Source organism: Paenibacillus macquariensis (assembly GCF_900156375.1).
Classification (GTDB): domain Bacteria; phylum Bacillota; class Bacilli; order Paenibacillales; family Paenibacillaceae; genus Paenibacillus_AQ; species Paenibacillus_AQ macquariensis.
On sequence record NZ_FTNK01000005.1, the window covers coordinates 50,601 to 62,989 of the forward strand.

The 12,389-nt window shown below is 38.4% G+C and carries 12 protein-coding genes; 10 read left to right on the forward strand and 2 right to left on the reverse strand.

Annotated elements, in window-relative coordinates; genetic code table 11:
• Positions 1 to 180 precede the first annotated feature (180 nt).
• The 4 genes from BW961_RS10965 to BW961_RS10980 all read left to right on the forward strand — a co-directional run bounded on the left by BW961_RS10965 (position 181) and on the right by BW961_RS10980 (position 2,820).
• On the forward strand, positions 181 to 798 hold the full coding sequence (locus BW961_RS10965) for a hypothetical protein (protein ID WP_068586817.1): 618 nt from the start codon (positions 181 to 183) through the stop codon (positions 796 to 798).
• Positions 791 to 1,357 (forward strand): hypothetical protein, encoded by a 567-nt coding sequence (locus tag BW961_RS10970; protein WP_068586821.1) that lies wholly within the window; start codon positions 791 to 793, stop codon positions 1,355 to 1,357. The genes BW961_RS10965 and BW961_RS10970 overlap by 8 nt, the downstream gene beginning before the upstream one ends.
• Positions 1,358 to 1,362: 5 nt before the next feature.
• Positions 1,363 to 1,713 carry a HEPN domain-containing protein gene (locus BW961_RS10975; RefSeq protein WP_068586824.1) on the forward strand — a complete coding sequence of 117 codons (351 nt, stop codon included), beginning with the start codon at positions 1,363 to 1,365 and terminating at the stop codon, positions 1,711 to 1,713.
• A 501-nt stretch (positions 1,714 to 2,214) separates the two neighbouring features.
• Positions 2,215 to 2,820, forward strand: a complete 606-nt coding sequence (locus BW961_RS10980; protein WP_068586826.1) for a M23 family metallopeptidase — start codon at positions 2,215 to 2,217, stop codon at positions 2,818 to 2,820.
• A gap of 47 nt (positions 2,821 to 2,867) precedes the next feature.
• Here the strand turns inward: BW961_RS10980 and BW961_RS10985 are convergent, their stop codons facing one another.
• Positions 2,868 to 3,914, reverse strand: coding sequence for an HD-GYP domain-containing protein (locus BW961_RS10985; protein WP_068586828.1), 1,047 nt, complete (start codon positions 3,912 to 3,914; stop codon positions 2,868 to 2,870).
• A 65-nt stretch (positions 3,915 to 3,979) separates the two neighbouring features.
• Positions 3,980 to 4,702: a molybdenum cofactor biosynthesis protein MoaE gene (locus BW961_RS10990; RefSeq protein WP_068586831.1), complete on the reverse strand. Its 723-nt coding sequence runs from the start codon at positions 4,700 to 4,702 to the stop codon at positions 3,980 to 3,982.
• Between the two features lie 160 nt (positions 4,703 to 4,862).
• Between BW961_RS10990 and BW961_RS10995 the strand changes: the two genes are divergently transcribed.
• The 6 genes from BW961_RS10995 (at position 4,863) to ytvI (ending at position 12,228) form a co-directional block, all read left to right on the forward strand.
• Positions 4,863 to 6,302: a bifunctional metallophosphatase/5'-nucleotidase gene (locus tag BW961_RS10995; protein ID WP_068586833.1), complete on the forward strand. Its 1,440-nt coding sequence runs from the start codon at positions 4,863 to 4,865 to the stop codon at positions 6,300 to 6,302.
• Positions 6,303 to 6,359: 57 nt separating this feature from the next.
• Complete coding sequence (locus BW961_RS11000) at positions 6,360 to 7,190, forward strand: undecaprenyl-diphosphate phosphatase (RefSeq protein WP_068586834.1); 831 nt, start codon at positions 6,360 to 6,362, stop codon at positions 7,188 to 7,190.
• Between the two features lie 90 nt (positions 7,191 to 7,280).
• Positions 7,281 to 8,399 (forward strand): HD-GYP domain-containing protein, encoded by a 1,119-nt coding sequence (locus BW961_RS11005; protein WP_068586836.1) that lies wholly within the window; start codon positions 7,281 to 7,283, stop codon positions 8,397 to 8,399.
• A gap of 285 nt (positions 8,400 to 8,684) precedes the next feature.
• The gene (gene yfkAB, locus BW961_RS11010; RefSeq protein WP_244555933.1) at positions 8,685 to 9,824 is read left to right on the forward strand and encodes a radical SAM/CxCxxxxC motif protein YfkAB; all 1,140 of its coding nucleotides are present in this window, start codon (positions 8,685 to 8,687) and stop codon (positions 9,822 to 9,824) included.
• 16 nt (positions 9,825 to 9,840) lie between these two features.
• Positions 9,841 to 11,184 carry a hemolysin family protein gene (locus BW961_RS11015; RefSeq protein WP_068586839.1) on the forward strand — a complete coding sequence of 448 codons (1,344 nt, stop codon included), beginning with the start codon at positions 9,841 to 9,843 and terminating at the stop codon, positions 11,182 to 11,184.
• Between the two features lie 12 nt (positions 11,185 to 11,196).
• Complete coding sequence (gene ytvI, locus BW961_RS11020; RefSeq protein WP_068586841.1) at positions 11,197 to 12,228, forward strand: sporulation integral membrane protein YtvI; 1,032 nt, start codon at positions 11,197 to 11,199, stop codon at positions 12,226 to 12,228.
• The last annotated feature ends 161 nt before the right edge of the window (positions 12,229 to 12,389 follow it).

Consider the following 12,389-nt stretch of genomic DNA (forward strand, 5'->3'; position numbering starts at 1 on the left):
AGAGGCGAACTTTTTAAGTTCGTCTGTTTCTATTTTTCCGTGTCATGATATCAAGACTGCCACATACGATAGAAGTAGTTGGTAGTAATAAAAACTTAAGAGAGTTTAGAAATAATTGACTTTCACGCATTCAAATGAGATATTATGGTATATATAAATAGGTTTTTCAGGAGGATTATTATGTTCTCACCATTTTTCATTGAGATAAGTTTAAAACATTCCGGAGTTGATCTTAAAAAAGTAGAATTTGATTTAATAAGACCTTTAAAGGAACAATACGGGTTTGAAGAAACAGAGATACTTAAAGATTCGATTGAATTAAGAAATGGTAATAAGATAATGACATGCAGCTTTACTGAGGAGACTTTAACAGTAGTATTTGCGTCCGAAGCAGATGAAAGAGTTATAGAAATTATTCAATTAGTATATTCTGAGATGAATCTGAAACATGTATCTTTCAAAAGATTAGAAATGGTTGGTTTATTTTTAGTACAGGGTCCTGAAACTATTCTTAATCTTAATCTAAGTAGTTTACCATTAAAACATTTTGATATTACGCTTGAGACAAGAGCTAAAGATGGTGAAGGTTCTATTAGGATTAGATTAATGAGCGATGAAGGAGATAAGTATAATTATGCTAGTGTAAATTTGAGTTCGAGTAGAGACTTAATCTCTTTTGATGAATTCAAAGAATTTTATGTTTTGAGTTATAAAGAACTTAACGACATAGCAAATGGCATTAACTCCCCAGATAATAATCTATCCTATGTTCCTATAGAGGTGAAAGTTAATGAATAGCGCCCAAGTAATAGCAGACAAATATAGGGAACGGTATCAGGCTAATTATAATGAACCACTTGAAAAGGAATTAGATAGTTTGATGAGAGAGTCTCAAGGACTATACTGGAAAGTTCAGGGTTATAAGGAAAAGGAACAAATCGGCAAGGAGTCATTAAATTCATTATCTTTTGCTAAAAAGTACATAGAATTAATGGAAGAAGAATTCAATGAGACAAGTGCAGGTTTAAAAAAATTGGAAAGTGTAAAGCCTAGATCACATATCCATAGTATGGGTGGTGATCAGGAGATGGGTAATGAATATAATAAGATCGTCGTTTCAAATCTAAGTAAGAATTCTTTTGTGAATGAAGTCTATTATTTTGTTAGTCGTGAAGAACATATATTTCTTATTACACTTGCAGATGATAATCCGGATATTACATTAGAAATTTTTGAGCTTTATTGGGAATTGCAGGATAGTATTTCCCATTTCGATTTTGAATTTAAGCCTGTTCCCCTTGATCAATTCAATTCGGATTTGTTGCCTAGTGATGCGCAACTTGTTTTTGGGAGGTAATGATATTGGCTACTGCTCAACAGCACAAGCGTCAATTTGAAAAGAATAAAGCCACAATAGCTGTTGTTAATCAATTAGATAGCCCTCCAAACGATTGGTTGATTACGATGGCATTCTATGCAGCGGTTCACTTAATCGAAGGCGTAATTGTAGATAAGACTAGTAAAGGAACTAAAGACCATAAAACTCGTAGAGTAGCAATGACCAGGATTTCTACCTTAAGACCTGTTGGTGCTTTGTATAGTACACTTGAGGACTATAGTCATAGATCTAGATATCAATGCAAGTCATTTAATAAAGAAGATGTTAGTAAAATTCTTGAATTTTTAGACAGAATAGAAAAGCAATTAGCTTAATTTCTTGATTTGTAAAAGAAAGTGCTTCCTATACATGGGGGCTCTTTTTTTTACAAAGATAACCGTGAATAGGAGAGGGAAGAACATCATTTCAATGCTCTGTATGGAATGAAGTTAAAAATTAAACGTGCCGATATCGTGCCGATTCATTTAAAGAATAGATGATACGTTTTGAAAGTGAGGATGCAGAAACGTCATTAAATCAACGGTTTCTGCATTATTTAAAACGATTTGAAAACGTGTATTATTCAAGTTCGAGATGGAAGGTTCTATTGGTTAATTCTTTTCTTAAAATAATTTCTATCTTTTAAGTAACAAGTAAAACATGTCTGGGTTATCTTTTACACTTTGGTGTTTAAGAAGCTCAGACATGTTTTTTTGTTATATTGACTTGCAATCGGCTTATTCGTCAAAGGAAACGCACAAGCAGGAATAGATTATAAGAATAAAATATATGAATGAATTGAGAGTTGATTGGAACGAAAAGGAGAGAGGATAGCAATGAACCCATTTGAATCATTTAGACTCATGAGTCCATTCGGGATGAGGATTGATCCAATAAACAAAGTACCCAAGTTTCACAGAGGCATTGATCTTGTAACTACGTCATCTTCGGGGCAACTATACGCATTTGTAGCTGGAGAAGTTATTCATGCGAAAGAAGGATTGAAAGGCTCAGGATTTGGTGACTACGGTATCGTGGTAGCAATCAAGGACGACAAAGGGTATCTGCATTGTTATGCTCATTTATCTATGGCAATGGTTCAGGTTGGAGATAAGCTACTGAGAGGGGATAAGGTGGGGCTTCAAGGAAGTACTGGGAAAAGTACAGGCGCACATCTTCATTATGAGATACGTAAGGCATGTGCACCTTCATTTGGTTACACGGATACGGAGATTGGTGTTGTTGAACCTACGAAGTACTTGCAAGACTATTACGCGAAAGTGGGGCTATCTAAAGTGGATATAAAGGATGCAAATGCAATCATCGAAAAGTATCTCAAGCCAGCGTGGGGAGCAGCTAAGACTCCTGAAGAGAAAAAGGAGATTGGTCGATTGGCTGATGAACTACGGGTAGCTTCTGGACAGGCGAAACAAAATGGATGATATAACAAAAGCAGGCTACCTATGAAAGTTAGCCTGCTTTTACTGTTTTACATAAATAATTTTTCAATTGATAAATTTCGTTGGGTGGAAAGGTCAAGAAAGGTAGACTCGATTTGGATGAGAGGACGAAATGAATCTATGGGATTTGTCATGACAATCGTTCCTATTTGACCATCGGATAAGAGCACGTTCTTTCCAATGAAGTTTGGAAGCATATGTCTTATGAAGACTTGAGTAGGTTTAGCATTCAATTTACCGAAGCTTAAGCTGTATATCTCACGAAGCACGGTTAATAATTCTTGCTTGGATTGATAGACACGATTCGTGGTCATCGCACTGAACACATCAGCGACAGCTGTGATTTGTGAGAATGGATGAATGTTATGTACATGCAATCTAAGAGGATATCCACTGCCATCGTCGCGTTCATGATGTTGCAGAGCAACTAAAGCGCTTACTTCATCCATGGAAGAACTACGAATAATTTCATAACCATAAGTGGTATGTAGCTTCACTTCTTCAAATTCGTCTTGTGTTAATTTAGTGGGTTTGTTAAGTAGTTCCCGAGGGATTCTACATTTACCTATATCCTGTAAATAACCTGCTTTACCAACTGCATAGGCATCCTTCTTGGTGTATCCAAGCCAACTGGCAATATAATAGGATAACATCCCAACTTGCATAGAATGCTGGTAAGTATAGTCATCAGTGAAATCATTCGCTAACAATAATGATACAACATCTGATTGGTCTGATAATTCATCAACCAAAGGATGGAAGATATCGTCTACCATACTACTATTAACTTTTCCAGTACTGATAGCTTCCAAGAATATATTCTCGAATCCATCAATAGCATTTGCTAAAAGAGGTTTAGCCTTGGCTAGAGACTCCTGATTTTTGGTTGAATTATATTGATTCTCGGTCGTAGTAAGAGACTCAACATCGACATAATCAACACCATGCTGAATTAGTTTATTTATCTCAGTTGTTCCTAATTCAGCATATTTCTTTAGTACATGAAGGCCTTTATCATTAAAGGTATCCGCTTGCAAAATATCTCCTGGTTTTAAATCGGTTACATGAACTCTCAAGAGGAAGCACCTCACTTATATTTATAATAAATATATCATATCAAGAATAAATTGGATATACGATATTAACGTGAGAGAGGGTCCCAACTTTCTTGTTGGTCAACACCTTTCCACGTATGTCCATCATCCCAAATCTCTTTTTTCCAGATAGGAACAGATTGTTTTAAGTTCTCAATGGCATATCGACTCGCCTCATAGCAAATATCTCGATGTGCTGAAGAAATGGCAATGATTACACTGACTTCTTTGATATCAACCTTTCCTATTCGATGTGAAATAGCACAAATCGTACCTGGCCAACGTATGTTCAATTCAGTGCCTATTTTTTCTAAATAAGATAATGCCATTGGGATATAAGCTTCATATTCTAAATGGACGGTTCGCTTGTCTCCGGTCATTTCTCTTGTGGTCCCGACGAAGGAGAGCGTAGCGCCATGATTATTGTTCAGTACTTTGGAATATACTTCTTCAATAGACAGAGGTTCGTCCGTGATGACATACATCCCATCTGAACTTCTTTCTATGAGTGATTTGTGTCCATCCCCTCCAGATACTGGCGGGATAAGAGCGACTTCATCGTCTTCGGTAATCATCATTTCGCCTGTAGCATATTCTTCATTGATAGCAAAGAAGGATACTGAAATTTGGGATGACGCTTCGGGATAGGCAGAAGAAAGTGAAACTTTTAATTGATCCACGCTAATGGGCAACTGATCTATGGAGAAATCGAGTACAGTAGTATTTAGTAGTTCAGCTAGTCCAGCAAAAAGTCTAATTTTGATTATCATATTTATGCACCTCGTATTATGTCGGTTTTCCCCTTCAATATACCACAATCATTAAGGAAATGTTATGATTAAGCGTAAGCATTATGAGGAAGTAAACGGGTGGGTAGTCTTGAAATAGATTTGATTGAATTGGGAAGAAAAGAGAGGGGGGACAATCATCATGATACAGATTCAGAAAGAAAAACTAACCATTCTGCATACCAATGATATACATAGTCATTTTGAAATGGTAAGTTCCATCGCTGAATTGATAAACACAGAAAAAAATCTTGTTTCAGACAGTCCCCTTCTTCTGTTGGATATAGGTGATCATATGGATCGCATGTCAGTAGAGACAGAAGGTAGTGTTGGGCTAGCGAATACGGATATCATTAATTTAACGAACTACGACGCGATTACGATAGGTAACAATGAGGGTCTTACGTTCACACCTGACATGTTAGAGAGAGCATATAGCGGATTGTTGTGTCCCGTCGTCTGCTGTAATATTCGTGAAGTAGCTAGTGGTCTTCGTCCAAGTTGGATGAAGGAACATATGATCATAACCAAAGGGAATATCAACATAGGAATCATTGGCGTAACCGCACCATTTGACGAATTCTACAGACTTCTTGGGTGGGAAGCGATTGATCCTGAAATGGCAATAAAGGAGCAGATAGCAATCCTTAGACCACAAGTTGATATTCTTATTCTTCTATCTCACTTAGGATTGCCGACAGATCGTGAACTCGCGACTAACTTAGATGGCATAGATCTAATTCTAGGTGGACATACACATCACTTACTTGAGGAACCAATACATATCGGTAATACTAGTATTTGTGGTGCGGGTAAGTTCGGACAATTCGTTGGTAAAGTTGTTATGGAGCGAGATGGTGATGGGACATTTAAAGTGGTATGGGGAGGGTGTTTACCTGTAGATCCGATGCAAAAGGATGACAGGATAACTACAGCATTGGAGATTCATCGTACACAAGCCGAAAAGGTGTTACAACGTACCATAACCGTAACAGATCATGCATTATTGCTGAATGAAGAGTGTCAGGAGTCTCCTTTTGGTAATATCATGGCACAGTCATTACGACAATTCACAAAGACAGATATTGCTATGGTTAATACGGGGCAACTGTTAGGATCTCTCCCTGAGGGAAATATCACAGTGGGGATGTTACATCAATTATGTCCGTCACCTATTAATCCTTGTATTCTTAAGTTAAAAGGCAGTGATATTCGCTATACACTAGAACAAAGTCTATTGTCTGAGTATAAGGAAAAGAAAATCTTTGGGTATGGATTTCGGGGGAAGATATTAGGGAGTATAGCACTTGATGGAGCAGAGGTCTTGTACGACAGTACCCGAATCCCTTATGATAGGATAATAAGTGTTAGTGTCAATGGAATTCCTTTATGTGATGATCAAGAGTATGTTGTAGGTACCATTGATATGTTCACTTTTGGAATAGGTTACGAAAGAATTGCAAAGGGTACGGATAGAACGTTTATTCTACCAGAATTTCTGAGAGACTTATTAAGTATTGAACTTCAACGTCCGGGTAGTCTCGAGGATTGTCATGAGATAAGATGGCACTCTGAAGTCTAAGTTATCAGGATTTCAACATATAATGTCATTTAGAACAGAAACATTTAGGAGGATATAATGGATACGATTACAGCTATTATTCTTGGGATTGTGGAAGGGATTACGGAATTCATACCGGTATCTTCTACGGGGCACATGATCTTGACGTCCAAAGCGATGGGATTTAATGATCAAACGGATATTATGAAAACCTTTGAAATTGTTATTCAATTAGGGGCTATCCTTGCGATTGCGATTGTGTATTGGCGCCGAATCTTGGGCTTGCTCGGAATTAAACGAAATGATAAATCAACCGTTGTTGGAACTGGATCAAAGAAAGGGCTTGACCTTATTCATGTGATATTGGGGATTGGTCCTGCATTGATTGTTGCTTTTTTTGCGAGAGATTTTATTAAAAGTTTGTTTAGTGCGAACACGGTGGTATGGGCATTAGTAGCAGGTGGTATATTTATGATCTTTGCAGAATGGTTTAATAAATCCAAATCGAATGTCACAGCACATGATTTAGATGACTTGACTTACAAGCAGGCGTTATTGATCGGATTATATCAGATTATATCTGTTCTATGGCCAGGATTTTCACGTTCCGGTTCTACCATTTCTGGGGGAATGCTAAGCGGTGTTAGTTATAAAGCATCTGCGGATTTCTCCTTTTTGATCGCTATTCCGATTATGTGTGCTGCATCGGGTTATGAATTACTCGATTCATACCAAAATTTTAATAGTGATACTATAGGCGTGTTTGTAATAGGGTTTCTCGTAGCATTTGTAGTTGCGTACTTTGTAGTATTGGCCTTTATGAAACATATTCAGAGAATTAGACTTACTCACTTTGCAATCTATCGATTTGTACTCGCAGCTGTATTCTGGATATTTATACTGAACTAATCGCATCCAAGCCGATTGTTCTCGATTGTGAGATCAATGTAACGGATTTGATGTATCATGACATTATTCGTCCATGTAGGAGGATATACTTTGCGACTAGTACCTGTACAGAAGCTTAAAGAAGGCATGAAATTAGGCAAGAAAATATATAGTGCCGATGGCGTTACGCTATTGGCAGTAGGCGTGGAATTGACGAATAATCTGATTCGTAGATTAATTGGAATTGGAATTGATTATGTATATATTCAAGACGTATTAACAGAGGATATTGTCATCCCTGAGGTCTTGCATGAAGAAACACGGCGCAATGCCCTTCGTGCCATTCAATCAAGTTTTCAAAAAATATCGGAATCGCCTATAACCTCACGTAGTAGTGGTGGGTATCGGCATTTAGGCAGAGACTTCTCTGTTGTAATGCAATCCATTCTAGATGATCTGAATAGCCAAGAAGTGACGATGATCATGCTTATGGATATGAACCAGACCGATCATTATTTGTATAGGCATTCGTTAAATGTATGTATATATACATTAATTCTTGGTGCTGCGGGTGGCTTGTCTCACGAACAGCTTAAGGTGCTTGGCGTAGGATCACTTCTGCATGATATTGGGAAGACTCAGATTCCACTTAAGGTATTACTGAAGCCTGAAAAGCTTGATGAGAAGGAATATGAACAAATTAAGTCTCATACGGAAATAGGTTTCAAAATACTGAAGGACGAACCTGATATCCCTTTACTTGCAGCCCACTGTGCGTTACAGCATCACGAGAGATTAAATGGTACAGGGTATCCACGAGGGCTGAAAGGTTCTGAAATTCATGAATACGCACAGTGGTTAGGAATGGCTGATTCATATGATGCTATGACTTCTCATCGTGTGTATAAGAAAGCAATGCTACCACATCAAGCCATGGAGATCTTGTATGGGGGGGCGGGTATTCTGTTTGATCAGAAGAAGCTACAAGTGTTTCGTGATAAGGTCGCCATTTATCCGCCAGGAATGAGTGTTAAGCTTAGTTCTGGAGAGACCGGAGTGGTATGTAGAATAGATCCAAGTATGCCTCAACGACCTGTAGTTCGTATTCTGACTAACGAATTTGGGGAAGCACTAAAAGCACCTTATGATATGGATTTGACACAACTTTTGTCTATCGTCATTACACAAGTTGAAGGGTTAGATACGTTTGCCGATACATCGATTAAATAAGAATTCCATGAAACAATGACAGTATTAAAAGCTAATGTACAGTGGGCACAAAGATGTGTCACTATCACTTTAGCTGTCGTTGTAGCATGGTTTTTTTGACTATCTATACGGGCACTTCTGGGGATAGGTATGATTATGATGGGCATTGGGATAATAATATATTTGAATGGTTAACAAGAAATGTATTATCAAGAAAAATGATTTAAAACCCTCTTCGTGATATGATATATAGTAAACGTTTGGGCTATTATATTGTTGGTTAATAAAGGGAACAGGGTGGAGAATATGATTACAGAAGAAAATGCAAGGTCTATGAACATGCAACAGATATCACCAAGGTATGATCAATGGGAACCTATAAATTCACTTCGGAAGTATGGTCAGCATGTCCTGACTAGCGTAGAAATGACGGTTACTCATCTTTGTAATATGCGGTGTGAACATTGTGCGGTGGGAGATATGCTTGTTATGAAAGAGCCTGAATCTCTTTCATTAGATCTGATGCTCAAAAGATTGGACCAAGTAGAACATTTGGAAACGATAAGTATGACAGGTGGAGAACCTCTATTTCGTAAGCAAACTGTAGATGAAATCATTGTCCCTCTGCTGAAATATGCGAAAGAACGTGGAATCAAATCTCAGATGAACTCTAATTTGACGATGGGTATGGATCGCTATGAGAAGCTTCTTCCTTACCTGGATGTTATGCATATGTCGTTCAATTACTTGAACGGAGATGATTTCCATGAAGTTGGATTTGCTAACAGTGGACGTCCAGTTAGTAAAGAGGCTGCGTACCGTCTATATGACACCATGATTGAGAATACACGTAAACTTACGGATGCGGGCATGTACATCTCAGCTGAATCCATGATTAATTATCGAACACATACGAAGCTAGATGAGATTCATCAATTGATTGTAGATATGGGCTGTCAACGTCATGAAGTTCATCCCATGTATCCATCAAACTTTGCTTCAAACCTTCCGGTATTGTCCTTAGAAGATATGCGCAAATCCATATACAATTTGCTTGATTCACGTGATGAGTCTGTGTGGATGTTATTCGGTACACTTCCGTTCTACGCTTGTAGTGATCGGGAGGAAGATTTGAAGTTGCTTCGTCGATTAAAGGAATCAAAGAATGTCACAGTTCGAAACGACCCTGATGGTCGTAACCGCGTGAATGTGAATTTATTTTCCGGGGATGTGTATGTGACAGATTTTGCAGATATTCCTCCGTTTGGGAACATTAAGAATGAATCACTTGAAGATATTTTCAACCAATGGACGAATGGGCATCCGCTGAACCAAAAAGTGAATTGTCATTGTGATGCTGTGGGGTGTTGCGGTCCAAATCTCCTCGTAGCAGATATGTATTACAAAGACGTGAACTTTAAATTAAGAACCGCAAACCGTTTATAGAAAAGAGGCGTTCGTATTGCATACAGAGTTTGCAATCGGGGAACTTACAATAAATATAACTCTAGTATTGCTGCTTGTATTGTTAAATGGCGTATTCGTCGCGGCTGAATTTTCACTTGTGAAAATACGTCAAACACGTATTACACAATTGGTCAGTGAAGGGAATAAATTGGCTGGATTTGCTCTGAAAGTTAACAATAAGTTGGATTCTTATCTATCAGCGACACAGTTTGGAATCACGCTTACTTCTCTGGCACTAGGGTGGCTCGGAGAGCCAGCTATTTCGGAACTGCTTGTTGAACCAATCATGTTTAAGTTAGGTATTACCGATCCAACGTTGATTACAACAGTAGGTGTTGTGGTTGGCTTCAGTTTGATTACCTTCTTACATATTGTATTAGGAGAATTAGCTCCCAAGTCAATAGCGCTTCAAAGAACAGAAGGGACCGTACTTGCACTTTCTGCTCCGTTGATCTTTTTTTACAAAATATTTTTCCCGTTTATTTGGGTATTGAATGCTTCAGCAAATGCCTTGCTTCGGATTATAGGTATTCAACCTGCCAGCGAGGCCGAAGGGGCACATTCGGAGGAAGAAATCCGTTTATTAATGAGCCAGAGCGCCCGTAATGGTGTGATTGATAAAGAAGAAATGAAACTGATGGACAATATTTTTGAATTCTCAGATCTGCTAGCCCGGGAGGTTATGTTACCTCGAACAGATATGGTTTGCTTATATGTGAATTTACCTCTTGAAGACAACATAAAGATAATTAATGAGACCAAGCATTCTCGTTATCCTGTTGCATTAGAAGATAAAGATCAGATTCTTGGTTTTATTCATATTACGGATCTTCTACTTGCGAACAAGGAACAACAAGAGGATCTTACATCCATGCTTCGACCGATATTAAATGTGCCGGAATCCATGGAGATCAGCCAAGTCCTCCGCCTAATGCAAAAGAAACATGCGCAGCTTACACTTGTTGTAGATGAGTACGGAGGAACAGCTGGGATCCTAACAGCGGAAGAAATCCTAGAAGAAATCGTTGGTGATTTATACGATGAATTCGAGGATGATGAACGCGAAAATGTGGAAATTGATGGCGATATTATCTCTGTGAAGGGGAGAATGCTTATTGAGGATGTGAATGATCTGACTGGTGTTTTGATTGAGGATAATGAAGTCGATTCCATCGGAGGTTGGTTGTTCAAAGAACTAGAGGGAAGTCCTACCAAAGGCGATCATGTGCAGATCGGTAATTTCATATTTCAAGTAGAGGAATCAACTCGATTGCGTATTACTAGGGTCATGATTATACGAGCAGACACCGTGAGACAAACAGAGCAGGATGATCTCTAAAGGATGTGAGGAATGTCTGGGAAGCAGTTAATATTCATTACGTTAAGTCTTCTATTCATTTATGGTCTCTTTACGATCGGTTCGCCATTTCTTCTCGCAGCATTAGTAGCTATCTTCATTGAGCCGGCTAATGTGGTCCTAATGCAACGGTTGAAGATAAATCGAATTGCGGCATCTACCATCACATGTACATTATTTCTACTCTTGATCTTTTTGATGGTGTATATCTTGGGACTTCAAGTATTTACTCAACTTGTGGAGTATTGGAAGAATGCACCTAGTTATTTCTCAAGCGCGAATGATTTCATTCAACAGACGAACATACAGGCGGAAGGATTATTTGACCGTCTTCAGCCTGATGTGGCAACGAGTGTACAACAGTTTCTATCTACGCTGACCTCGTATGTTCAATCCATGGTAAATACGGTTTCTTCTTCATTTTTGTCTTTTGCAAAAGGGATACCGGATATGTTTATATTCTTCATCGTGTTCTGCGTAGCTGTGTATTTGTTCAGTTTCAGTCTCGATACGATGCGTAGTAGCGTACTATCTTTCTTTGAAGAAAAGTCACAGAGCCAAGTGAATGAAGTGATCCTTAGTCTCAAAAGGTCAATCTTTGGATTTCTAAGTGCGCAGCTTATATTAAGTATCTCGACTTATGTCGTTACACTCCTAGGTCTTCTAATTTTGGGGGTATCCTATCCGTTAGCTGTCGCATTATTAGTCACCGTTGTCGATCTGCTACCGATTCTTGGTGTGGGTTCGGTTCTAATCCCTTGGGCCATATATCTGATGATTGTTGGGAACACCTATACGGCTCTTGGATTAGTGATCCTCTTTATAGTAATTACGGTCTGGCGTCGCGTTCTTGAACCTAAAATTATAGGTGATGCCGTTGGTATTGGGGCACTGCCTGCTCTGATTAGCATGTATGTTGGTTTCAAATTAGTTGGAGTTATCGGTTTCTTTATTGGGCCATTGGTCATTATCATTTATGTAGCCATGCGTAAAGCGGGCTTGTTCCATATCAAAATTAAGTTTTAAATTCACTCACTGAACGGGATGATTCAGCCAAGTACACTATGGCTGGATCATTCCGTTTTATTTAAGCTCCTTGTGGTTTAAGCCGACAACTAGGCCAAGCCAAGGAGTTTTTTTGTCTTATTTCAGTTCATTTTCTGGGCTAACGTCATATGCTTATTACA